Below are 23,428 nucleotides of genomic sequence, written 5' to 3' on the forward strand. Positions count from 1 at the left end.
ATGTGTATAAGAGACAGGTCGCGGCCTGGTCGTCCGTGGTCCGGGCGACCTCGGCGACGCCGGCGGCGGCCTCGTCGACCGCGTCCGCGATCTCCTCCAGCGAGTCGAGCACCGTCTCGATCTCGGTGCCCGCGTCCTCGATGCGGTCGTGCGAGCGCTCGACGGCGGTGCTCGTCTCGTCGGACTGCGCCTGCAGCTCCGCGAGGCTCTCCGTGATCTCCTCGGTGTAGCCGCGGGTCTCGTCGGCGAGCTTCTTCACCTCCTCGGCGACGACCGCGAAGCCGTCGCCGCCCTCGCCGGCGCGGGCCGCCTCGATGTTGGCGTTCAGCGCGAGCAGGTTGGTCTGCTCGGCCACGTCGGAGATGACTTCGATGACCTCCTCGATGTCGTCCATGCGCTCCGAGAGCGCGCCGACGCTCTCGACCAGCTCGTCGCCGATGTCGACCACGTCCTCGGTCGCCTCGCGGGCGTCCTCGCTGGCGTCGAGCCCCTCGTCGGCGGCCTCGCTGGCGGCGACCGCGGCGGAGTCGACCTGGTCCGCGGTTGCGGCGACCTCCTCCATCCCGGCCGAGAAGGACTGCATCTCGGAGACGCTCTCCTCGAGGAGCTCGTTCTGCTCGTCGACGTTCTCGGCGATGTCGGCGGCGGCCCCGCTCGCCTCCTGGACCGTCCGGTCGATCCGTCGGGCCTGCTCGTGGACGCCCTCGGAGAGGTCCTGGAGGTTCTCCGCCATCCGGTTGACGACGTCGATGACGGCCAGCAGCTCCTCGTCGAGGATCTCGCACTCCTCGTGGCAGACCGCCCGGGCGTCGAGGTTCCCCTCACCGATCTCCTCGGCCGTGGCGCGGATCTCCGAGACCAGCTCCTTCGTCGCGTCCCGCTCGTTGATGTTCTCCGTGCGGTCGATGACGACCTCGGTGACGCCGACGAGCTCGTCGCCGTCGTACAGCGGCGTCGCCGTGAACTCGATGTGCTTCTCGTCGCCGTGCTGGTCCAGCATCGTGCTGGTGTCGCGGTAGCGGTTCCGGGCCGAGTCACACCGTTCGACGCCGTACACCTCGTCGGCGTCCTCGGGCGCGTCGAGCACCTTGTCGGCGAGGGTGTCCGCCCGGCGGCCGTCGGGGTAGAACAGCTCTGAGACGTGACCGTGGCCGACCGCGTCCTCGCGCTCCGTCCCGGTGAGCGAGACGATAGACCCGTTCCACTCGGCCACGTTGCCGTCGGCGTCGAGGACGAACGTCGGGACGCTCGTCGCGTTGAACATCTGCTCGAAGCCCGCCCCGGCCAGCGTCGCGGCACGGTCGACGCCCGTCTCTTCGGTTACCCCGTACTCCTCGGCGTCGGTCTCGTTCGTTACGCCCCGCCAACCGGGTCCGTCCGATCCCGAGTCGCCGGTCTCGTCGCCGACGACGACGCCCCCGTCCGGGACCGATCGCGAGTCCCGGTCCCGACCGAACGCCCGTCGGAGCAGCCCTCGTAGTCCCGTCATTTCTACCTGGGGCTCCCCCAACCATCTAAATAAACTGTCGCTCTTGGTTCCCAAAATTGATAATCACGGCCAGCCGGACGACGGGGGCGGTCCGATCCCCGCCCGCAGCGTTCAAACGCGTCCGGCGGCTACCCCTGACCGATGGACGCCGACGCCGTGCGCGAGCGGGCCGCGGACCTCCCGACCGATCCCGGCGTGTACCAGTTCCGGGCCGGGGAGACGACGCTGTACGTCGGCAAGGCCGTCGACCTCCGCGCCCGCGTCAGGTCCTACGCCGACCCGCGCTCGGGGCGCATTCGGGGGATGGTCGGGCGCGCCGACCGGATCGAGTTCGCGGTGACGGACACCGAGACGCAGGCGCTCCTCCTGGAGGCGAACCTGATAAAGCGGCTCCGACCGCGCTACAACGTCCGGCTGAAGGACGACAAGTCGTACCCGCTGGTCGCGATCACGGATCACCCCGTGCCGCGGATCGAGGTGACCCGCGACCCCGAGGAGGGCGCGGTCGCGTACGGCCCGTTCACGGACAAGCGACGCGTGGACGCGGTCGTGAAGGCGATCCGCGACGAGTACCGCCTCCGCGGCTGCTCCGACCACAAGTACGCGAACCGGGACCGCCCCTGCCTCGACTACGAGATGGGGATCTGCTCGGCCCCCTGTACCGGCGAGATCGACCCCGAGAGCTACGCCGAGGACGTGGCGGCCGCCCGGCGGTTCTTCGAGGGCGAGACGGGCGTCCTCGCCGACCCGCTCCGGCGGCGGATGGAGGCCGCCGCCGAGAGTGCGGAGTTCGAGCGCGCCGCGAACCTCCGGGACCGACTCGAGGCGGTCGAGGCGTTCCACGGCGAGGGCGGCGAGGCCGTGAGCGACCGCGGCGACGACCGGACCGTCGACGTGCTCGCGGCCGCCGTCGAGGGCGATATCGCGCGCGTCGCCCGGCTCCACAGCGAGCGCGGCCAGCTCGTCGACCGGAGCCGCCACCGGTTGGACGCGGCGGCGGTGGGAGACGAGGGTGACGGCGACGCGGACGACGCCGGGGAGGACGTTGCCGGAGAGGACGCCAACACGCCCGCAGCGGTCCTGTCAGCGTTCCTCGCGCAGTACTACGCCGAGCGGGAGTTCCCGGACGCGGTGCTCCTCGCCGAGCGCCCCGCCGACTCGGACGTGGTCGACTGGCTGGAGGCCGAGGGGGTCTCGGTCCGCGTCCCCGGCGCGGGGCGGGAGGCGAAGCTCGTCGAGCTCGCGCTGAAGAACGCCCGCAAGCGCGGCGGCCGCGACGACCCCGTCGGCGCCCTCGGCGAGCGGCTCGGGATCGACCGCCCCGCCCGGATCGAGGGGTTCGACGTGAGCCACGCGCAGGGGACCGCGGTGGTCGGCTCCGACGTGTGCTTCGTCGACGGGAGCGCGGAGACCGCCGACTACCGCCGGAAGAAGCTCACCGACCGCAACGACGACTACGCGAACATGCGCGAGCTGGTCCGGTGGCGCGCCGAGCGCGCGGTCGCCGGCGAGGACGACCGCCCCGACCCCGACCTCCTCCTGATCGACGGGGGCGAGGGCCAGCTCGGGGCCGCCCGCGACGCGCTCGCGGAGACCGGCTGGGACGCCCCCGTCGTCGCGCTCGCGAAGGCCGAGGAGCTGGTCGTCACGCCGACCGGAACCCGAAAGTGGCCCGACGACGCCCCCGAGCTCCATCTGCTCCAGCGGGTCCGCGACGAGGCGCACCGCTTCGCCGTCTCCTACCACCAGACCGTCCGCGACGAGGTCAAGACGGTCCTCGACGACGTGCCCGGCGTCGGTCCCCAGACCCGCCGCCGGCTCCTCCGGCGGTTCGGGTCGGTCGAGAGCGTGCGCGAGGCTTCCCGCGACGACCTCACCGACGTCGACGGCGTCGGCGACGCGACCGCCGAGACGCTCCGCGAGCGTTTATAACTGAACGACGCGGTCGGCGTCGCCGGCGGCAGAGCCGCCGGCTGCAAGAGACGCGTCGCGCCTCCATGCGCCCCAGTGAGCGGCCCAAAGGGCCGCGAACTGACGGTGCGAGGGACGCGGTGAGCGCTCAGAGAGCGCGAACCGGGAGGTTGGGGAGGCGTGAGGCGCGGTTGCGGTCGGGTGGGGCTTTGGCGGTGTTCACCGCAGAGCCGTCGATCACGTATTGCCGAGCGACCGGGGCTGTGGAGGTGTTCACCGTGCCGTTTCAGATTTATAAACGGCCGACAACAACACCACTCGATCGCTTATAAACAACTGATCTGCCAAATTGACACACGTACTCCCGCTATCGCTCAGATCGCTTCTCGGTACGCCTCCAAGGTCCGCTCGACGTCCTCCTCCGTATGCGCGTAGGAGGTGAACTGGCACTCGAACTGGTTGGCGGTGAGGAACACGCCGCGCTCTTTCATCTCCTGCCAGAACACGCGTTCCCACCGGTCGGTGGCGGCGCGGGCGACGTCGGCGCCGTTCTTCGGACAGCCGTCGTAGCGGCCGCAGTCGGGGTTCTGCCGACAGCCGCCTGCACAGCAGGCGTCCGGATCGTCGGGCGCGTCTCGCGTGAAGATCGTCTTGAACATCGAGTCGGTGCCGACGACGGTGTACTCGGGCGCGCGCTCCGCACAGATATCTGCGATCCCCTCGCGGAGCTTCCGGCCGAGCCGGTTGACGTGCTCGTACACGTCGTTCTCGGCGGCGTACTCCAACGACGCCTTCCCGGCGGCCATCGTCACGGGGTGTCCCGAAAAGGTCCCCGACTGGAACACGTCGCCGGCCGGAGTGAACTCCTCGACGATCTCCGCTTGCCCACCGATCGCGCCGACCGGGAACCCGCCGCCGATGATCTTGCCGAACGTCGTCACGTCCGGGGTGACGCCGAACTTCGACTGTGCGCAGCCGAGGCCACCGACGCGGAACCCGGTGATGACCTCGTCGAAGACGAGGAGGGACCCGTGGTCGTCACACAGGTCGCGAAGCGTCTCGTGGTAGCCGTCCACGGGCATCACGATCCCCATGTTCGCGAGGATCGGTTCGACGAGGACGGCGGCGATGTCGTCGCCGTGTTCGGCGAACACCTCTTTGGCGGCCTGCGGGTCGTTGAACGGGATCGGGAGGGTGTGTTGCGCGAACTCCTCCGGGATCCCCTTCGTCGATGGATGGGCGTCCCCCGGGGACCCCTCCACGAGCGTCGACTCCTGGGCGCCGTGGTAGCCGCCCTGCATGACGACGATCTTGTCGCGGCCGGTGTGCCCCCGTGCGAGCCGGACCGCCGAGACGGTCGCCTCCGTCCCGGAGTTGACGAACCGGATCGACTCCACGCTCGGGACGTGCCGCGCCACGAACTCGGCGTGCTCGACCTCGATCTCCGTGGGCGCGCCGTACATCGGCCCCGCCGACGCGTGCGACTGGACCGCCGCCTCCACCGCGTCGGGCAGGTCGTGGCCGTACAGCAGCGGCCCGTACCCCATCACCCAGTCGACGTACCGGTTGCCGTCGGCGTCGATCACGTGGCCGCCGTCCCCGCGCTCGACGAAGAAGGGGTGCGGCATCGTCGCCCGGACCGAGGAGTTGACGCCGCCGGGCATGACCGACAGCGCGCGGTCGTACAGCGCGCGCGAGCGTTCGTGGTTCATGTCCGACGGTTGGGTCGGCGGGATGAAAGTAGTTGCCGACCGCCGGCGTGACCGGGGCGAGGGCGCCCGGGATCGAAGTCGACGGGCGCCGCGGCTCGGAGCCGGAGCGTCACTGAAAAAGCGCGCGTCGAAATCCGCCGGTTACGGTTACTACCGTGAACGGCCTCGCGTCGTCTCCGACGCCGGCCCTACACCGCCTCCGGACCGGTCGTGCCCGTGCGGACCTGCAGCGCGTCCTCGACGGGCATGATGAACACCTTGCCGTCGCCGGGCTCGCCGGTCTTCGCGGCGCCGGCGATAGCGTCCGCGACCTCGTCGGCCGGGATGTCGGCGACGACGACCTCGACTTTCACCTTCTGGTGGAGGTCGACGGTGAACTCCTCGCCGCGCCACTGGCCCTTCTTCGCGGGCTGGCTGCCGCGGCCGGAGACGTTCGTCACGGTGAGCGAGGGCGCGTTGATCTCCGCGAGCGCCTGCTTGATCGCCCCGAGCTTGTCGGGACGGACGACCGCGGTGACCATCTTGATCTGCGAGCCCGCCTCCTCGCCGCCGTCGGCGCGCGGGGAGTCCTCGGTGGTGTCGACGACGGCGCCGCCGTCGGTCGCGACGTTCGCGCGGCCGAACTCGGGGTAGGTCTCGACGCCGTGCTCGCTGACGTCGAGCCCGTCGCGTTCGTGGTCGGGGGTGACGCGGGCCTGACCGACGGCCTTGAACGCGCCGAAGACGACGGCGGTCGCGACGACCGTCCACGCGGTGATGGCGACGACGCCGATGACCTGCGAGACGAGCAGGTCGACGGAGAAGCCGTTGATGCTGACGAACGGCAGCGCGACGACGCCGATGACGCCCGCGGAGCCGTGAACCGGGAAGACCGCGCACACGTCGTCGATCTTCATCTTGTCCGAGACGAACTTGAAGACGAGCGGGAGCTGGAGACCGCAGACGAGCGCGACCAGGATGGCGCCCCACCAGGTCGCCAGGTTCGCGATGCCGGTGACCGCGACCAGACCGGCGAGCACGCCGTTGGCGACGTACAGGGTGTCCACCTTCTTCGTGAGGTACATCGAACCGAGCGCCGCGCCGATGGCGCCGGCGCCCATGCCGAGCGTCGTCGTCAGCGCGACGCGACCGACCGCGGCGTAGCCGCCGAGCGCGAGTTCGCCGGACTCGGTGACCGAGAACACGGTCGCCGTCGTGCCGACGTTGAAGCCGTACCAACCGAACGCCAGGATGAGGGTGCCGAGCACCGCGAACGTCATCGAGTGACCGGGGATGACGTTCGTGGAGCCGTCCTCGGCGTAGCGGTCCATGCGCGGACCGAGCATGTACGCCGCGGTGAGCCCGGCGATACCGCCGACGCCGTGGACGATCATCCCGCCCGCGAAGTCGACGAAGCCGACGGCGGCGAGGGGGCCACCGCCCCAGGTGATGCCCGCGACGACCGGGTAGATGACCGCCGAGATGGCGACCGTGTACGCCACGTACGCGCGGAGCTTCGCGCGGCCGGCGACCGCGCCGGAGACGATCGTCGCCGCCGTCATCGCGAAGACGGCGCCGAACAGCCAGCTGTTGATCCAATCGCCGTCACTGAGGGCCGAGGCCGAAGAGAAGCCGCCGCCACCGGCGACGCCCTCGATCCCGAAGCCGACTAAGAAGTACACGAGAACGCCGATACCCCATGTGAGAAGGTTCTTGGTGAGCTGGTTCGCGACGTTCTTCGCGCGTACCTGCCCCGCCTCGAGCATGGCGAAGCCGGCGTGCATGAAGAAGATCAGGAAACAGACCATCGCGACCCACATCAGATTCACGCCCTCCGCGAGGACGCTCGGATCGATGCTCGCGAGTACGCCGGTCGTCACGCTCCGACCACCTCAACTGAACATACGTCCTTCGAACCACGCATTTCGTTCGTGTTCATGTGCTGAATCACGTTCCGACAACGGGGAATAGGGATATATAAACGTTTGAGTTGGGTTTCACAAAAAATCTTCTTGATAATACGCCGAGTGTCAGATATAAGGACAAATGAATGGTGTATAAGGACGTATTTCCGACTGACTGTCCGCAATCCTTGCGCTCGAACCGGACAGATGTTTTATAAATTATCTGATAATACGTGTCGGAGCGGGCGATTTCGGGGCGTGCGGCGCCGGGCGCGGTCGCCGCTGGCGATTTTTGCCGCGCCGAATTCGGCCCGAAACCGGCGTTATGGCGTCAAACGACCGAAATCGAGCGTTTCAGACGCTCCGAGAGGAAGTTTACGTTCGTCAACCGGTGTCGGAGTTCGATCCAGATACGATCGGCGGATCGGTCGATCGCGTTCGAATCGGAAGCCAGCGGTGCCGACCGGGGAACTGGAGCGGGCTACTCCGGCTTCAGCCCCTCGCCCTGCACCCGCATCACGGCCTCGCCGTCCGCGAGGTTCGGCGCGTCGACGAGCCGGACGATCCGCTTGTCGCCCTTCGACTTGCGGAGGTACATGCGGAACGTGGAGGCGTGCCCGAGGATGTTCCCGCCGATCGCCTGGGTCGGGTCGCCGAAGTAGGAGTCGGGGTTCGACGCGACCTGGTTGGTGACGAGGATGGCGGTGTTGAACAGGTCGCCGATCCGCATCAGGTCGTGGAGGTGTTTGTTCAGCTTCTGCTGGCGGTCGGCGAGCTCGCCCCGACCGACGTACTCCGCGCGGAAGTGGGCCGTCAGCGAGTCGACGCAGACGATCCGGATGGGCCACTCGCTCTCCTCGTGTTCGCCGGCGAGCTCCTTGGCCTTCTCGGCCAGCAGGATCTGGTGGTTGGAGTTGAACGCCTTGGCGACGTGGATCTGGTCCAAGAACGCGCCGACGAGTTCCTCCATCGCCTCCTCGTCGCTCGGCGTGCCCTCGATCTCGCGGCGCTCCATCTCGTCGACGAGGATCTCGTCGTCGAGCCCGCGGACCATGTCGTCGATCCGCTCCGGCCGGAACGTGTCCTCGGAGTCGACGAAGATGCACCCGCCGTCGAGGCCGCCGTGCTCCGGCGGGAGCTGGACGTTGACGGCCATCTGATGGGTCACCTGCGACTTCCCGGACCCGAACTCGCCGTACACCTCGGTGATCGACTGCGTCTCGATGCCGCCGCCGAGCAGGTCGTCGACCTCGTCGATCTGCCAGGAGAGCTTGCCGATCTCCTCGCGGCGTTCGAGCACGGTCGCGCCCGTCTCGAAGCCGCCGACGTCGGCGGCGTCGCGGGCGGCGTTGATGATGTCCGCGGCCGAGGATTCGCCGATGTCGGCGGTGTTCGACATCTCGCCGGGGCTCGCGACGGCGATCGACTGGTAGCTCTCGAACCCGTTCTCGACGAGCTTGTCTGCGGTGGCGGGGCCGACTCCGGGGAGGTCTTCGAGTTCGTCTTCAGGCATGTACACGACCCTTGTTCGCCATCCCGTATAAAGACTGGTTTACACCCGAGTGAAAGTGAAAATCGGGCCGGAACGGCGCTCCGGACTGGCTCGGCATCGCACGTGAGGCTCCGGTCGGACGCGGCGCTCGCCGTCGCGGCGGAACTGGTCGGTCCACCGATCGCTCGATCGGCGGCGGTCGCTCTCGCATCGCCGACCGTTTCAGAACCCGACCGTTTCAGAACCCGACGCGGCGGACGTACGCCAGATCGCGGATCTCGACGAGGAGGTCGCCGGAGAGGTCGGCGTCGGTGATGACGTACAGCTTCGGGTCGTCGGTGAACTCCGGGTCCTCGCTCAGGACCTGCCGGATCGAGACGTCGTGGTCGGCCAAGATGCCGGTCACCTCGGCGACGATCCCGGCCTCGTCGGCCGCCGCGACCTCGATCGTGAGGACCGTGAGGTCCAGGACGGGAGCTAGGTCCATCAGGCTCGGCACCGACGAGATGTTGGTGAAGATGCGCTTCAGTTCTGGGTCGGCCAAGATCGCGTCCGTCGTCGAGTCGACGACGCGGCGGTCGACGTCGAGCTCGCGCGCGATGCCGGTGTAGGGGATCTCGATCCCGCCGGAGACGACCCGCCCCTCCTCGTTGACGGAGAAGCCGCGCTCCAAGAACAGCCGGATCACGGACTGCTGGCTGGGCGACCCCTCGAACTTCTCGAGGATCTCGTCGAACATTCGTTGCTACGGTGCTCGTCGCCGAGGAGTTAAAAAGCGGGGTACTGCAGCGTCTCAGTTCGCGACCGACGAGTAGACGCCGCCGAGGACCGCCCCGTACACGACGTGGCCGACGAGGCTCTCGACGCCGACGTTCGGCAGCGGCGGCGCGCCCGGGAACCCGACGGCGCCCAGCCAGATCGGCATCGCGATCACCGCGAGCGCGACCCAGACGAGGAAGCCGTAGCCCGCACCGACGCCGAGGCTCGTTCCGGCCGAGTCGCCGAGGTGCGGATTCAGGCTCGCGATCGCGGCGAATCCGAGACCGATGACCGCGCCGTGGGACATGTGGATCGCCCAGCCGACCGCGCCGGCGGGTCCCTCGATGCCGTACATCGCCGGGATCGCCATCTGCAGTACGCCGGGGGTCATCACCGACATCATCGCGCCGAAGACGAGTCCGCCGACCAGTCCGCCGGTCACGCCCGCCTTCCAGTTGCCGGTCTCAGTCGATACGTCGGTCGATGTTACGGTTTCAGTCGCCATCTCGGTTCGGTAGTCGCCCGAGAACCGGTAATTCGTGCCGGTATAATGCGGTCGCGTCGCACAGGCCCCATACTTATATATAGTTGTTGAAACTACTGTGCCGGATCAAATAGTCGGCTCTCCGTGCCGTCCGACCACGTCCGCCGCGGCACCCCACCCCTTTTAGCCGGTGGCGCCGAACTGCGTCCCGTGTCAGAGTCGCCGCATCTGCGGTTCTTCCCGTACGAGGAGCCGTACCCGAACCAGCGCGAGGCGATGGACAGGGTCGCCAACGCGCTGGACCGCGGACAGGACGTGCTGTTCGAGGGCGCGCCCGGGACGGGGAAAACACTCTCCGCGCTCGTGCCCGCCTTGGAACACGCCCGCGAGCACGACCGCACGGTCGTGATCACGACCAACGTCCACCAGCAGATGCGCCAGTTCGTCGAGGACGCCCGCGCGATCACGCGCGAGGAGCCCATCCGCGCGGTCGTCTTCAAAGGGAAGTCGTCGATGTGCCACATCGACGTCGACTACCAGGAGTGTCAGACCCTCCGGGACACCACCCGCGAGATGGTGGAGACCGAGAGCGAGGTCCGCGAGCTCGAGAGCCGCCAGCGCGAGCTGCTGGCGGAGAGCCGCGAGGGCGACGCGGGCGCGGCCGAGGCCCGCGAGTCGGTGATGGACGAGCTCGACGAGCTGGAGGCCGAGATCGACGAGTACGAGACCGCGAACGTCTGCGCGCACTACCGGAACAACCTCGTCGAGAACACCGACGAGTTCTTCGGATGGCTCTTCGAGGACGTTCGCACCCCAGAGGACGTGTACGCGTACGCGGACGAGCGCGAGCTCTGCGGCTACGAGCTGTTGAAGGAAGGGATGGAGGGCGTCGATCTGGTGGTGTGTAACTACCACCACCTGCTCGATCCCAACATCCGCGAGCAGTTCTTCCGGTGGATCGACCGCGACCCCTCGGAGATCATCACCGTCTTCGACGAGGCACACAACGTCGAGGACGCCGCCCGCGACCACGCCACTCGGACCCTCACCGAGAACACGCTAGACGCCGCCCTCGACGAGCTCGCGGAGAGCGACGACTCCCGCGCCGAGGCGTCCGAGAACGTCGTCCGCGCGTTCCGCGACGCCCTCGTCGAGACCCGCGACGACGCGCTCGGCGTCGGCGGGCGCGAGTCGGTCGGCGAGAACTGGGAGGACCTCTCTATCGCCAACGACGACCGCCGAGACGACCTCACGCTCGCGTTCCTCCGGAACTACGAGGGGAAGGGGATCGACACCGAGACCGAGCTCGCGATCCAGCTCGGACAGGCGCTCGACGAGGAGTACGAGCGCCGTTACCGCGACGGCGAGACCACGACGCGCACGGAGTGCCAGACCCTGCAGGTCGCCCGCTTCGTCTCGACGTGGATGGAGGAGGGGACCGAGCTGGGCCAGTACCCGGTCGTCTCCGTGCGCCGCGACGGCGCCACCGACGAGGTGTACGGCCGCGCGGAGCTGTACACCTGTATCCCGCGCCGTGTCACCGAGGCCCTGTTCGACGAGGTCGCCGCGAGTGTGCTGATGAGCGCGACGCTCCGTCCGTTCGAGGTCACCAAGGACGTGCTCGGCTTGGAGGACGTGGCGTCGCTGGCGTACGAGATGGGGTATCCCGAGGCGAATCGCCGGACGTTCGCGGTCGACACGCCGCCGCTGTTCGCCTCCGAGCGCAACGACCCGGAGACGCAGGAGGCGGTGGCGTCGCTGCTGCGCGACGCGATCCGCTTCACGCCGGGGAACACGCTCGCCTTCTTCCCCTCCTACGCCGAGGCAGAGCGCTACTACGAGCGGCTCGGCGGGTCGGCAGGCGGCGGCACGGGCGGCGGCACCGGCGCCGGCGGCGGGCTCGCGGGCGCGGACCTCGGAGCGCTGTACCTCGACGGCCCCGGCGAGGACGAGGAGGACCTGCGCAGGAGGTTCGTCGAGAGCGACGACGCGACGCTGTTCACCTCGCTGTGGGGGACGCTCGCCGAGGGCGTGAGCTTCGACGGCGACGACGCCCGGACGGTCGTGGTCGTCGGCGTTCCGTACCCCCACCTCTCCGACCGGACGGAGGCGGTCCAGGACGCCTACGACCGGGCGTTCGCCGACCGCGACCGCTCCCGCGACCCCGGCTGGGCGTACGCGGTCGAGATCCCGACGATCCGCAAGACCCGACAGGCGCTCGGTCGGGTCGTCCGCGGCCCCGACGACTTCGGCGTTCGGATCCTCGCAGACCGCCGGTACACGACCGCGGACATGGGGAAGTACTCGGTCCGCGGCGCGTTCCCGCCGGAGGAGCGCGAGGAGCTGCTCGACATCGACCCGACGAAGCTGAAGTTCGCGATGCTGAACTTCTACGGCGACCACGACGCGTACGACGGGGCGCCGCCGGAGCCGTGAAACGGCGGTGAGGGAGAGCCGCCGGTTGCCGTGAGTCCCCGTTTCACCCCGGTCGCGCCGCGAGCAGCACCGCGATTCCGAGCAACACGATCCCGAGCAGCGTCGTGATCACGGCGTGGATCACGGTCATCCCGACCACGAGCCGCCGAGGCTGGTCGTAGCTCCACGCGAACATCGCGCCGTCGACGAGGAGCGCGGCCGCGACGATCAGCGCCTCGGGGAGCGCGAAGGCGCCGCCGACGACGCCGATCACCGCGGGGAGCGGGCCGACGTAGAGGGCGCGGCGCGGGTCTACGTCGCCGAGGACGTTCCGGGCGGCGAGGTGGGCGGTCACGGAGAGGAACAGCGCGAACAGAACGGTCGTCCCCAGCACCGACGCCGGCGTCACCGTCTGAAGGAGCATGGGCCAGCTACGTGACCGCGCGTAAAAGCGATCGCGGAATCGGCACGGGAAGAATGGGCAGCGCGTCGACCGCCTACGCCAACAGTCCGAGTCCGTCCAGCTCCTCGACGATCACGTCGACGGCGGCCGCGGCGTCGTCGGGACTCGTCCCGCCGGTGACGACGAGCTTCCCGCTGCCGAACAGCAGCGCCACCACGTCGGGCTCGTCGATCCGGTAGACGAGTCCGGGGAACTGCTCCGGCTCGTACTCGATGTGTTCGAGCCCGAGCCCGATCGCGATCGCGTTGAGGTTGAGACTCTCGCCGAGGTCCGCGGAGGTGACGATGTTCTGGACCGTGATCTCGGGGTCCTCGATCGGGATCTGGAGCTTGCGGAGCTCGTCGAACACCAGGTCGAGGCTCTCGTGGACGGCCTCGATGGAGTTCGCGCCCGTACAGACGATCTTCCCCGAGCGGAAGATCAACGCGGCCGACTTGGGGTCCGTGGTGCGGTAGACGAGTCCGGGGAACTGCTCCGGGTCGTAGTCGGCGCCCTCGAGGTCCATCGCGACGCTCTGGAGGTCGAGCTCCTGCCCGATCCCCGTGGAGGCAACGACGTTCTCTATCGTGATCGTCTCCTTCGGATCGGCCATTTCTACCTCTGTACACAGTTGAAGCACGTAAAAAGGTGGCTGGTCGGAACCGCTATCCTCTTGCAATCGGCGACCGGACTCCGCGGCGTGTACTGGCTCGAACTCGCCGGCGAGGAGGACGCGTTCGCCGCCCGCGAGGCCGCCGTCGCGGCGACGGGCGTGGAGCTGCTCGCACCGGGAGTCGCGGGCGCCGGGAGCGTCGGCGGTGGGGGAGACGCCGGCGACGCGAGCGATCCGGTCCGCCGGCTCGCCTACACCCGCGCCGCCCACGAGGCGATCGCCCGGACCGACGCCGAGATAGACGCCGCCGCGGCCGCCCTCGACGCGGCGCCCCTCGACCGGTCCGGCACGATTGCGGTCCGCGCTCGCAACGTCCGGAACACGACCGGCGTCTCGACGGGCGCGGCCGAGCGCGAGCTGGGCGGCGTCCTCGTCGACCGCGGGTTCGACGTCGACCTCGACGACCCCGACCACGTCCTGCGCGCGCTGTTCGCGGCCGGCGAGCGCGACGACCACGAGGCCGTCCCGGGCGCGGACGGCGGCGAGGCGTCCGTCTGCGCGCTCGGGTGGGTCGCGGTCGAGGCCGCCCGCGACTTCGCGCCCAAGCCGACCGACCGCCCCTTCTTCCAGCCGGGGAGCATGGCGCCGGCGGACGCCCGCGCGTACGTCAACCTCGCCGGCGCGGCGCCCGGCCGGACCCTCCTCGACCCGATGTGCGGCACCGGCGGGCTTCCGCTGGAGGCCGGGCTCGTCGGGAGCGACGCGGTCGCGTGCGACGCGCAGGCGAAGATGGTCCGCGGGACGCGCGAGAACCTCCGGGAGTACGTGGGCGGGGGTGACGGCGGCGACGCGGACAGCCCCGACTTCGCCCCCGACTGGCACGTCGCCCGCGGCGACGCCACCGACCTCCCCCTACGCGACGACGCGGTCGACGGCGTCGCGTTCGACGCCCCGTACGGCCGCCAGTCGAAGATCGCCCGCCACGAGCTCGCGGACCTCGTCTCCGGCGCGCTCGCCGAGGGCGCTCGGGTCGCGCCGCGCGCGGTGATGGTGGCCGACCGCGACTGGCGCGGGGAGGCCCGAGGGGCCGGCTGGACGGTCGACGCCGCGTTCGAGCGCCGGGTCCACCGGTCGCTCACGCGGCACGTGCTCGTGCTCGACCGGGAGTGACCACGGTCGCTCTCGGCGCGCGACCGCCGCGAGTGCGGGGCGGGTTCGACGCCGGTTCGACGCGATCGCACCGTCCCGAGAGTGAACGATCGGTCGGCGATACCCGGCGGGTGAGCGTCGCAGGCGACAAGTTTCAGTTTCACCGTCCCCGCGGGCAACGGTTAAGTGGGCGGCCTGTCGTGGTGTTCACATGACCGGGGACGCCGGCGGCGACATGCTCTCGTGGGACGAGTCGGTGTTCCGCGACGAGTCGGTGTTCGAGATCGACCACGTCCCCGAGACGTTCCGCCACCGCGAGAGTCAGCTGGAGAGCCTGAAGTACGCGCTCCGGCCCGCCGTCCGCGGCTCCCGCCCGCTCAACACGATGGTGCGCGGCCCGCCCGGCACCGGGAAGACCACCGCGGTCCAGAAGCTGTTCGGCGAGCTCGGCGCCCGGACCGACGTGCGGACGGTCCGCGTGAACTGCCAGGTCGACTCGACGCGGTACGCCGTCTTCTCGCGGCTGTTCGAGGGGATCTTCGACTACGAGCCCCCATCGTCGGGGATCTCGTTTAAAAAGCTGTTCGGCCAGATCACCGACCGGCTCGTCGAGGAGGACGACGTGCTCGTCGTCGCCTTAGACGACGTGAACTACCTCTTCTACGAGAACGAGGCCTCCGACACGCTCTACTCGCTTTTACGCGCCCACGAGGCGCACTCGGGCGCGAAGATCGGCGTCATCGTCGTCTCCTCCGATCTGGGCCTCGACGTGATCGACGACTTGGACACGCGGGTTCAGTCGGTGTTCCGCCCCGAGGAGGTGTACTTCCCCGTCTACGACGCGGCCGAGATCTACGACATCCTCTTCGAGCGCGCGAAGCGCGGGTTCCACGACGGCGTCATCGGCGACGCCGAGTTGGAGCGCGTCGCCGAGCTCACCGCCGAGAGCGGCGACCTCCGGGTCGGGATCGACCTGCTCCGACGGGCCGGGCTCAACGCGGAGATGCGCGCCTCGAAGACGATCGCCGAGGAGGACGTGGAGTCCGCCTACGACAAGTCGAAACACGTCCACCTCTCGCGGTCGCTCCGCGGGCTCTCGGAGTCCGAGCGCGCCCTCGTCCGCGTGCTCGCCGAGAACGACGGCGAGCGCGCCGGGACGGTGTACGAGGCGTTCCACGACGAGACGGACCTCGGCTACACCCGCTACTCGGAGATCATCAACAAGCTCGACCAGCTCGGCGTGATCGAGGCCGAGTACGCCGACGTGGAGGGTCGCGGGCGCTCCCGAGAGCTCTCCTTGGCCTACGAGGCCGAGGCGGTGTTAGACCGGCTGGAGTGACCTCGTCGTCACGGACCGGCCCGCCCCGCGACCCCGACGCCTTTTCAACCGCCCCGCACGCAGTCGACTCCATGAAGACGAGCGGCGGCAGCGACGCGGCGAAGCGACGCGCCGGCGAGTCGGCGGCCGAGGCGGTCGCCGACGGCGAGGTGGTCGGCCTCGGCACCGGGTCGACGGCGGCCCACGCGATCCGGCGGCTCGGCGACCGGGTCGACGCCGGGCTCGACGTCAGGGGCGTGGCGACCTCCTTCGCGAGCCGCGAGCTCGCGGCCGAACGCGGGGTTCCCCTCCTCGACCTCGACGAGGCCGTCGGTCCCGACGCGCCCGGGATCGACGTGGCGATCGACGGAGCGGATCAGGTCGCGGTCGGCGGGGAGGGCGACGAACCGGCGACCGGCGTCGGGGCGCTTATAAAGGGCGGCGGCGCCGCCCACGCCCGCGAGAAGCTGGTCGACGCGGCGGCCGACCGCTTCCTCGTCGTCGCCGACCCCTCGAAGGAGGCGCCGGTCCTCGACCGACCCGTTCCGGTGGAGGTACTCCCCGCCGGCCGAACCGCGGTCGCCGAGGCGGTGCGGGCGGCCGGCGGCGAGCCGACCCTGCGGCGCGCGGAGCGGAAGGACGGGCCGGTCGTCACGGACAACGGGAACCTCGTGCTCGACTGCGCGTTCGGCGCGATCGACGACCCGGACACCCTGGCGACGACGCTGGCGACGACGCCCGGCGTCGTCGAACACGGGATCTTCGTCGGACTCGCGGACGAAGTCCACGTGGGGACGGAGACGGGCGTGCGGATCGCGCGGCGGTGAGGGGAGTCCGCGGGACCCGATCGCGTCCGGATCGACGGACGCGCCGCTCGTCGGTCGGCAGTCGCGCAAAAAATGAAGAACGGAAAGCGCGTCCGTCTTAGAGGTCGCGAGGCTGGACCGTCTTCCGGTCGTTGGCCTCGGCGCGGCGCGCGGCGTCTTCGAGCAGCTCGTCCACTTCGTCGTCCAGCGCGTCGTAGAAGTCCGAAGCGACGTTCTTGTCGTCCAGGGCTTCCTTGACGGCCGCTTTGACAATAAGGTCTGCCATGCGCTCGACGCTATCCGGCGACAGTTAATAAGAGTTCCTGAATTCGCCCGCGAGGGACGCCGTGCGGGCGGTTCGCGGCGGTGTCCCGAAGCGCTCACTTATAAACTTTGTGAGAACGAGAGCGGATCGGCGACCGAGATCGGCTCGGATCGATAGGTACGACCCCGTTCGGCCCCCACGAGCGACCATGCGCGACACGCTCGAGGCGCTCGACGCCGGGGAGATCGGCGTCGCGGAGGCGGAGTCACGGCTCGCGGGCTACGCGACGACGGCGGCGGGGCGGTTCGACGCCGCCCGCGAGCGACGGCGCGGGATCCCCGAGGCGATCCTCGCGGAGGGGAAGACGCCCGCGGAGGTCGCGGCGCTGACGGCGACCGCGGTGGAGACGACCGGGCGCGCGCTCGTCACGCGGGCCGATGCCGACGACGCGGCCGCGATCCGAACGGCGATTGAGGACCGCGAACTCGACGACGGGACCGACACCGGGGACCCGATCGACGCGACCGTCGACCACGACGAGCGGACCGGAACCGTCGTCGTTCACGCCGGCGACTTCGAGCGCCCGGCCCTCGACGCGACCGTCGCGGTCGTCGCGGCAGGCACCGCGGACGCGGCGGTCGCGGGGGAGGCGGCGGTCGTCGCCCGCGAGATCGGCGCGACGGTCGACCGGGTCGACGACGTGGGAGTCGCGAATCTCGACCGGATCTTGGACCAGCGCGACCGGATCCGCGAGGCCGACGCGGTCGTGGTCGCCGCCGGACGCGAGGGGGCGCTCCCGACCGTCGTCGCGGGACTCGTCGCCGCGCCGGTGATCGCGCTCCCGGTCTCGACCGGCTACGGCGTCGGCGGCGAGGGCGTCGCGGCGCTGGAGGGCGCGCTCCAGTCCTGTTCGGTGCTCACGACGGTGAACGTCGACGCCGGCTTCGTCGCCGGCGCGCAGGCGGGGCTGATCGCTCGGGCGGTCGACGCGGCCGGGCGCGACTGATCGCTCGGGCGGTCGACGCGGCCGGGCGCGACTGATCGCTCGGGCGGTCGNGGGCGGTCGACGCGGCCGGGCGCGACTGATCGCTCGGGCGGTCGACGCGGCCGGGCGCGACTGATCGCTCGGGCGGTCGACGCGGCCGGACGCGACTGACTCGTCGGCCCGCCGTCAAGCCGAAGCCGTCCCGAGACCGGTACCTATTCGCCTCGGTCGCACCGATCCCGCGTCGTGTCGACACCGAACGAGGACTCGTCTCACCACGTGTACGTCATCGAGTGCGCCGACGGCACGCTCTACACCGGCTACACCACCGACGTGGAGCGACGCGTCGCCGAACACGACGCCGGCGAGGGCGCCAAGTACACCCGGGGCCGGACTCCCGTGACCCTTCGCCACGTCGAGTCGTTCGGCTCGAAGTCGGCGGCGATGTCGCGCGAGCACGCGATCAAGTCGCTCACGCGCGCTCAGAAGGAGCGGCTGATCGACGGCGACGACGGCTGAGTCGGTGAGGCCGCGGCCTCGCTACTCGACCAACCGCTCGATCTCGGTGACGAGGATGCCGGTCGCCCCGACCGACTTGAGCTCCGAGATCGTCGCGAACACGTCGCGCTCCTCGACGACGGCGTGGACCGCCACCATCCCGTTGCCGTTCTCGTCGGCCTCCACGTTCATCACGGTCGGTCCGCCGAGTCCGGGGATCACGTCTTTCACCTCGTCGAGCCGCTCTTTCGGCGCGTTCATCATCAGGTACCGGCGCCCGTCGGCCGCGAGCACGGACTCGAAGGCGGTCAGGACCTGCTCGACCTTCGGGTCGTCGACCACGTCGGAGCGCGCGAACAGCCGCACCGAGGAGTCGAGCACGTCGTCGATCACGGCGAGCCGGTTCACCTTCAGCGTCGTGCCCGTGGAGGTGATGTCGACGATGGCGTCGGCCATGTCGACGTGGGGAGTCAGCTCCGTGGCGCCCGTCACCGTGACCACGTCGGCGTCGACGCCCACGCGGTCGAGGTAGTCGCGGGTGACCGCCGGGAACTCGGTGGCGATCGTCCCGCCCGCGAGGTCGCCGACGCTCTCGATCTCGCCGTCCTCAGGCGCCGCGAGGACGAGCCTGCAGGAGCCGTACCCCAGATCGAGTACGTCGACGAGGTCGCCTTCTTCGGCCGCGGCCGCGGAGTCGACGACGCCGCCCGACTCCGCGGCCTGATCGAGGCCCGTGATCCCGATGTCCGCCGCGCCGTCGCGGACGTACTCGGGGATGTCGGCCGCGCGCGCGAAGAGGATCGACACGTCGGGGTCGACGGTGTCGGCGTACAGCTGGCGGTCGGCGGTCTCCTCGACGTGGAGCCCCGCGCGCTCTAAGAGCGAGAGCGTCGGGTCGTGTAGGCGGCCCTTGTTGGGGACGGCGATGCGCATACGTCGAGCGTCGCGGGGGGACGGGGAAACGTTTTCGTCCGACGGCTCGGTCGCTGTGAACCCCGTACTGACGGCGGATCCGGGACACGGACGAACTCCGTGCGAGTTAGCGCGCTAATATACGCCATCTTATATACTTATAAAACATTATGAATACTGGATGAGTACAAACCCCACCGACGCGAGACGCCGAACCGGGGGCCGTTCCGACGGGCTCGGACCGACGAGACGGGCAGTTCTCGCCGCCGGTGGGGTCGTCGCGCTCGGCGGGCTCGCGGGGTGTTCCGGCCTCGACGGACTGGTGGACCGCGCCGGCGAGCAGGTGCTCGGGACGACGGTCTCCACGCCGGCGGCGTTTTACGCCGGACGGTCGCCGGTAGACGAGCGAGCGGGTAGCACCACCGACGGCGAACGCGGCGACCGGGCGCAGGTCCTCCGCACCGGCCCGGTCGGGGTGGCGTACGTGCCGGCGACGGCTCGGGCCGACTCCCGGGAAATCGAACTCGAAGGATTTTCCGTCAGCGGGGCGACGAAAGCCCGGGACTACAACTCCTCGCGTTCGAACAAACCCAGCTCCGAGTGGTGGGCCGGCCCCGACGACGACATCGTCGACGACGACGATGACGCGGACGGTATTCTGGACGTCGAACTCGAGCTGCTGGGCCACGTCGTGACCGCACAGGACGCCGTGGAGCGACGCGCCCCGGACGAAGCGAAACGCGCCCTCGACGCGTTCATCGACGACACCGAGACCGCCCTCAGACCGAAACTCGACAACTGCGGGACCGGCGTCTGTGAGACCGTCCGTGAGAACTCCGATATCCGAGAGCAGGGCGTTCGGATCGCACGCCGGGCCATCGCCGACGCGAACTGGGCCGCGGCGGTGCGAGAGCTCGCGGGCGTCGAGGAGATCGTCCTCGGAGACGTCGAGCGGCTCGACGACGTCCTCGTCGAGCGTCGCCCCGGGCGGCCGCGGTTCATCGACGTTATCGAGTACCTGCGAGGCACGCCGACCGTCGGCGAGCGCTTCACCGTCTGCCTGCCCGACGCCAGTCTGCCGGGGGATCTCGGCTCGCTCGCCGAGGAACTCACACTGGACCGGGTCCTCGCGTACTTCGCCCCCTCACACGAGCCAGATGGTCGACGGACACCGTTCAGTGACCGATACGGAACGCGGGGTATCGAGTACGACGACGAGGGCTGCGTTCGACTCGACGGCCCCGTCTCGCTGCATAGGGATATCGCCTGTCAGACGATCCTCTCGGCCGAACTGGACACGTACCGCACCGAGAACCGGGCGATAGTCGGCTTCGCTACCGAAGGGGGCGCGGTCGTTAGCGGCGCGCCGGCGTTGGCCGACACCGATGGAAAACGTGTCTTCCTCGTGGCCGACGACGTCACGGGTGAGATCATCTTAGGCGAAGACAGAGACATGGTGATGCCGGGAAGCGCCGACGACGGCTCGGTGAGCGCGACGCTGGTCTGTCCCGTGGCCGTGACGCCCGCGGACTGCCCGTGTCCGTTGCCCGGGCTGTTCTACGTTCGGCGGATCGTCCGCGACGATCAGCTCGTCTTCGCCGGCGGGTGGATCCTCGACGAGGGCGCGCTGTACGAGGATTCGGTGACTCTTCTGTTCGACGAGGGGCCGACTGAGGTCGCGAGTGTGACTCCCGACGACATCGAGAGCGACGACTTCGACGACCGCGTCGTCGAGGGGTTCTCCCGCGACCGGAGCCGATACGGGTCGGCGATCGGTAGCGCTCGGGTACAGGGAACCGAGATGAACAAGGCGGAACTGATCGAGGCGATGGCGTCGCACGCATTAACACAAACTGACGGGGGGCGGAAGGGGCTCAACGCCGTGAACGTCAAGGTACTCGGCAGACAGGGAGCCGACGATGACGGCGACGAGGGGCCGACCTACGTGAGCGCAACCGCCGTAGACGCCCCGCTCGTCCATCTGGCCGGAGCCGGAACGCGCTCGCCGGACGAGAACATCGGACTGTTGTCACGAGGTATCGATAAGAAAGATATCCGCAGAGGGATGTGACCGCTCGCACGGGGCCGCGCCGCCGTCGATCCCCGCGCCGCTCAAGTGTCTCGCCGCCCAACGACGCGTATCGTGAGCGACGCCGACTCTCCCCTCTCCGAGGACCGTCCGACCGTCGACCGCCCCCTCCGCGTCGACGCCCCGTTCGAGCCCGCGGGCGACCAGCCGGAGGCGATCGACGGGCTGGTCGAGGGGTTCGAGTCGGGCGCCGACAGGCAGACCCTCCTCGGTGTGACGGGGTCCGGGAAGACGAACACCGTCTCGTGGGTCGCCGAGGAGCTTGACCAGCCGACCCTCGTCTTGGCCCACAACAAGACGCTCGCGGCCCAGCTCTACGAGGAGTTCCGCGAGCTGTTCCCGGACAACGCCGTCGAGTACTTCGTCTCCTACTACGACTACTACCAGCCGGAGGCGTACGTCGAGCAGACGGACACGTTCATCGACAAGGAGATGTCGATCAACGAGGAGATCGACCGCCTCCGCCACTCCGCGACGCGCTCGCTCCTCACCCGGGACGACGTGATCGTGGTCGCCTCGGTGTCGGCCATCTACGGCCTCGGCGACCCCCAGAACTACCGCGACATGGCGCTCCGCTTGGAGGTCGGCGAGGAGGTGGGTCGCGAGGAGCTGCTCACCCGGCTCGTCGACCTGAACTACGAGCGCAACGACGTGGACTTCACGCAGGGCACCTTCAGGGTGCGCGGCGACACCGTCGAGATCTACCCGATGTACGGGCGCTACGCGGTCCGGGTGGAGCTGTGGGGCGAGGAGATCGACCGCATGCTCAAGGTCGACCCGATGAAGGGCGAGGTCGTCTCGGAGGAGCCCGCCGTCATGCTCCACCCGGCGGAGCACTACTCGATCCCGGACGACAAGCTGGAGCAGGCGATCGCGGAGATCGAGGACCTGATGGAGAAACGCGTGCGCTACTTCGAGCGACAGGGGGACCTCGTGGCGGCCCAGCGCATCGAGGAGCGCACCACCTTCGACGTCGAGATGCTCCGCGAGGCGGGCTACTGCTCGGGGATCGAGAACTACTCGGTGCACATGGACGACCGGGAGTCGGGCGACGCCCCCTACACCTTACTCGACTACTTCCCCGACGACTTCCTCACCGTCATCGACGAGTCACACCAGACGATCCCCCAGATCAAGGGGCAGTACGAGGGGGACAAATCGCGGAAGGACTCGCTGGTCGAGAACGGGTTCCGGCTCCCGACCGCCTACGACAACCGCCCCCTGACGTTCGAGGAGTTCGAGGGGAAGACGGACCGCACGCTCTACGTCTCGGCGACGCCGAGCGACTACGAGCGCGAGACCTCCGACCGGATCGTCGAGCAGATCGTCCGCCCGACCCACCTCGTCGACCCGAAGGTGGAGGTGACGGGGGCGACGGGACAGGTCGAGGACCTCCTCGAACGAGTCGGCGAGCGGATCGAGCGCGACGAGCGCGTCCTCGTCACCACCCTCACCAAGCGGATGGCCGAGGACCTCACGGAGTACTTCGAGGAGGCCGGGATCGACGTGGCGTACATGCACGACGAGACGGACACCCTGGAGCGCCACGAGATCATCCGCGACCTCCGGCTCGGGAACATCGACGTGCTCGTCGGGATCAACCTGCTCCGCGAGGGGCTCGACATCCCCGAGGTCTCGCTGGTGGCGATCCTCGACGCCGACCAGGAAGGGTTCTTGCGTTCGACCACGACCCTCGTCCAGACGATGGGGCGCGCCGCGCGCAACGTCAACGGCGAGGTCGTCCTCTACGCCGACCGGATGACGGACTCGATGGAGGCAGCCATCGAGGAGACCCAGCGGCGTCGCGAGATCCAGCTCGAGTACAACGAGGAGCACGGCTACGAGGCGACCACCATCGACAAGCCGGTCGGCGAGACGAACCTCCCGGGCTCGAAGACGGATACCTCGTCGGTCAGCGTCGGCGACGTGGAGAGCCCCGAGGAGGCGAAGGCGCAGATCGAGGCGCTCGAAGATCGGATGGACGAAGCCGCGAGCAACCTGGAGTTCGAGCTGGCGGCCGACATCCGCGACCGGATCGCGGAGCTGCGGCGCGCCTTCGAGCTCGACGGCGGCGACGACGGCGTGCCGGCGCCGATGATCGACGAGTAGGGTGGCGCCCCGGTCGCCTCGACCGCTCTCGCGCCGGCGCCGATTCTCGCGCGTCGAGACCCGCGACGACGGGGTTTTTATCCGCGAGCGTCGGAAC

19 protein-coding genes are annotated in these 23,428 nt (G+C 69.4%); 9 read left to right on the forward strand and 10 right to left on the reverse strand.

Annotated elements, in window-relative coordinates; all coding sequences use genetic code 11:
* A partial coding sequence (locus C469_RS08690) for a methyl-accepting chemotaxis protein (protein ID WP_008005757.1) occupies window positions 1-1,489 on the reverse strand: 1,489 nt, incomplete at its 3' end.
* Between the two features lie 141 nt (window positions 1,490-1,630).
* Between C469_RS08690 and C469_RS08695 the strand changes: the two genes are divergently transcribed.
* Entirely contained in the window at window positions 1,631-3,421 is a 1,791-nt protein-coding gene (locus C469_RS08695; RefSeq protein WP_008005759.1) for an excinuclease ABC subunit C, read from the forward strand.
* Window positions 3,422-3,774: 353 nt separating this feature from the next.
* Here the strand turns inward: C469_RS08695 and hemL are convergent, their stop codons facing one another.
* The 5 genes from hemL to C469_RS08720 form a co-directional block, all read right to left on the reverse strand.
* The gene (gene hemL / locus C469_RS08700; protein WP_008005761.1) at window positions 3,775-5,112 is read right to left on the reverse strand and encodes a glutamate-1-semialdehyde 2,1-aminomutase; all 1,338 of its coding nucleotides are present in this window, start codon (window positions 5,110-5,112) and stop codon (window positions 3,775-3,777) included.
* 188 nt (window positions 5,113-5,300) lie between these two features.
* A complete protein-coding gene (locus C469_RS08705) occupies window positions 5,301-6,971 on the reverse strand; it encodes an ammonium transporter (RefSeq protein ID WP_008005762.1) in 1,671 nt (556 codons plus the stop codon).
* Window positions 6,972-7,476: 505 nt separating this feature from the next.
* Window positions 7,477-8,508, reverse strand: coding sequence for a DNA repair and recombination protein RadA (gene radA, locus C469_RS08710; RefSeq protein ID WP_008005767.1), 1,032 nt, complete (start codon window positions 8,506-8,508; stop codon window positions 7,477-7,479).
* Window positions 8,509-8,725: 217 nt separating this feature from the next.
* Window positions 8,726-9,226: an ACT domain-containing protein gene (locus C469_RS08715; RefSeq protein WP_008005768.1), complete on the reverse strand. Its 501-nt coding sequence runs from the start codon at window positions 9,224-9,226 to the stop codon at window positions 8,726-8,728.
* Window positions 9,227-9,280: 54 nt separating this feature from the next.
* A complete protein-coding gene (locus C469_RS08720; RefSeq protein WP_008005770.1) occupies window positions 9,281-9,751 on the reverse strand; it encodes a DUF6789 family protein in 471 nt (156 codons plus the stop codon).
* Between the two features lie 189 nt (window positions 9,752-9,940).
* Here C469_RS08720 and C469_RS08725 point away from each other — a divergent pair, with 189 nt between their 5' ends.
* Window positions 9,941-12,166: an ATP-dependent DNA helicase gene (locus tag C469_RS08725; RefSeq protein ID WP_008005772.1), complete on the forward strand. Its 2,226-nt coding sequence runs from the start codon at window positions 9,941-9,943 to the stop codon at window positions 12,164-12,166.
* Between the two features lie 43 nt (window positions 12,167-12,209).
* Here C469_RS08725 and C469_RS08730 read toward each other — a convergent pair whose 3' ends face one another.
* Window positions 12,210-12,569, reverse strand: coding sequence for a DUF7473 family protein (locus C469_RS08730; RefSeq protein ID WP_008005774.1), 360 nt, complete (start codon window positions 12,567-12,569; stop codon window positions 12,210-12,212).
* A gap of 73 nt (window positions 12,570-12,642) precedes the next feature.
* Window positions 12,643-13,200, reverse strand: coding sequence for a TATA-box-binding protein (locus tag C469_RS08735; RefSeq protein WP_008005776.1), 558 nt, complete (start codon window positions 13,198-13,200; stop codon window positions 12,643-12,645).
* A gap of 87 nt (window positions 13,201-13,287) precedes the next feature.
* Between C469_RS08735 and C469_RS08740 the strand changes: the two genes are divergently transcribed.
* From C469_RS08740 to rpiA, 3 genes are all read left to right on the forward strand, one after another.
* On the forward strand, window positions 13,288-14,370 hold the full coding sequence (locus C469_RS08740) for a THUMP domain-containing protein (RefSeq protein ID WP_008005777.1): 1,083 nt from the start codon (window positions 13,288-13,290) through the stop codon (window positions 14,368-14,370).
* A gap of 190 nt (window positions 14,371-14,560) precedes the next feature.
* Window positions 14,561-15,688, forward strand: coding sequence for an ORC1-type DNA replication protein (locus C469_RS08745; protein WP_008005780.1), 1,128 nt, complete (start codon window positions 14,561-14,563; stop codon window positions 15,686-15,688).
* A gap of 71 nt (window positions 15,689-15,759) precedes the next feature.
* Complete coding sequence (gene rpiA, locus C469_RS08750; protein WP_008005781.1) at window positions 15,760-16,494, forward strand: ribose-5-phosphate isomerase RpiA; 735 nt, start codon at window positions 15,760-15,762, stop codon at window positions 16,492-16,494.
* A gap of 97 nt (window positions 16,495-16,591) precedes the next feature.
* On the opposite strand, the gene C469_RS08755 is transcribed toward rpiA, so the two are convergent.
* A complete protein-coding gene (locus tag C469_RS08755) occupies window positions 16,592-16,759 on the reverse strand; it encodes a DUF1931 family protein (protein WP_004047560.1) in 168 nt (55 codons plus the stop codon).
* A 187-nt stretch (window positions 16,760-16,946) separates the two neighbouring features.
* Between C469_RS08755 and larB the strand changes: the two genes are divergently transcribed.
* Together larB and C469_RS08765 are read left to right on the forward strand one after the other, a co-directional pair.
* Window positions 16,947-17,744 (forward strand): nickel pincer cofactor biosynthesis protein LarB, encoded by a 798-nt coding sequence (gene larB / locus C469_RS08760; protein ID WP_008005783.1) that lies wholly within the window; start codon window positions 16,947-16,949, stop codon window positions 17,742-17,744.
* Window positions 17,745-17,969: 225 nt separating this feature from the next.
* On the forward strand, window positions 17,970-18,242 hold the full coding sequence (locus C469_RS08765; protein ID WP_008005789.1) for a GIY-YIG nuclease family protein: 273 nt from the start codon (window positions 17,970-17,972) through the stop codon (window positions 18,240-18,242).
* 21 nt (window positions 18,243-18,263) lie between these two features.
* Here the strand turns inward: C469_RS08765 and hisG are convergent, their stop codons facing one another.
* Window positions 18,264-19,154 (reverse strand): ATP phosphoribosyltransferase, encoded by an 891-nt coding sequence (hisG, locus tag C469_RS08770; RefSeq protein WP_008005790.1) that lies wholly within the window; start codon window positions 19,152-19,154, stop codon window positions 18,264-18,266.
* Window positions 19,155-19,314: 160 nt separating this feature from the next.
* Between hisG and C469_RS08775 the strand changes: the two genes are divergently transcribed.
* Together C469_RS08775 and uvrB are read left to right on the forward strand one after the other, a co-directional pair.
* Window positions 19,315-21,204: a hypothetical protein gene (locus C469_RS08775; RefSeq protein ID WP_187127445.1), complete on the forward strand. Its 1,890-nt coding sequence runs from the start codon at window positions 19,315-19,317 to the stop codon at window positions 21,202-21,204.
* Between the two features lie 72 nt (window positions 21,205-21,276).
* The gene (gene uvrB, locus C469_RS08780; RefSeq protein ID WP_008005794.1) at window positions 21,277-23,331 is read left to right on the forward strand and encodes an excinuclease ABC subunit UvrB; all 2,055 of its coding nucleotides are present in this window, start codon (window positions 21,277-21,279) and stop codon (window positions 23,329-23,331) included.
* Window positions 23,332-23,428 lie beyond the last annotated feature (97 nt).

This window comes from Halorubrum lipolyticum DSM 21995 (assembly GCF_000337375.1).
GTDB lineage: Archaea > Halobacteriota > Halobacteria > Halobacteriales > Haloferacaceae > Halorubrum > Halorubrum lipolyticum.

What these genes read in the sequence shown, in the direction of transcription:
- C469_RS08730 (WP_008005774.1), bottom strand. Translation starts at nt 12,569, where the DNA reads ATGCTCCTTCAGACGGTGACGCCGGCGTCGGTGCTGGGGACGACCGTT.
- larB (WP_008005783.1), top strand. Translation starts at nt 16,947, where the DNA reads ATGCGCGACACGCTCGAGGCGCTCGACGCCGGGGAGATCGGCGTCGCG.
- hisG (WP_008005790.1), bottom strand. Translation starts at nt 19,154, where the DNA reads ATGCGCATCGCCGTCCCCAACAAGGGCCGCCTACACGACCCGACGCTC.
- C469_RS08755 (WP_004047560.1), bottom strand. Translation starts at nt 16,759, where the DNA reads ATGGCAGACCTTATTGTCAAAGCGGCCGTCAAGGAAGCCCTGGACGAC.
- C469_RS08745 (WP_008005780.1), top strand. Translation starts at nt 14,561, where the DNA reads ATGACCGGGGACGCCGGCGGCGACATGCTCTCGTGGGACGAGTCGGTG.
- C469_RS08735 (WP_008005776.1), bottom strand. Translation starts at nt 13,200, where the DNA reads ATGGCCGATCCGAAGGAGACGATCACGATAGAGAACGTCGTTGCCTCC.
- hemL (WP_008005761.1), bottom strand. Translation starts at nt 5,112, where the DNA reads ATGAACCACGAACGCTCGCGCGCGCTGTACGACCGCGCGCTGTCGGTC.
- radA (WP_008005767.1), bottom strand. Translation starts at nt 8,508, where the DNA reads ATGCCTGAAGACGAACTCGAAGACCTCCCCGGAGTCGGCCCCGCCACC.
- C469_RS08720 (WP_008005770.1), bottom strand. Translation starts at nt 9,751, where the DNA reads ATGGCGACTGAAACCGTAACATCGACCGACGTATCGACTGAGACCGGC.
- C469_RS08695 (WP_008005759.1), top strand. Translation starts at nt 1,631, where the DNA reads ATGGACGCCGACGCCGTGCGCGAGCGGGCCGCGGACCTCCCGACCGAT.
- C469_RS08775 (WP_187127445.1), top strand. Translation starts at nt 19,315, where the DNA reads ATGAGTACAAACCCCACCGACGCGAGACGCCGAACCGGGGGCCGTTCC.
- C469_RS08715 (WP_008005768.1), bottom strand. Translation starts at nt 9,226, where the DNA reads ATGTTCGACGAGATCCTCGAGAAGTTCGAGGGGTCGCCCAGCCAGCAG.
- rpiA (WP_008005781.1), top strand. Translation starts at nt 15,760, where the DNA reads ATGAAGACGAGCGGCGGCAGCGACGCGGCGAAGCGACGCGCCGGCGAG.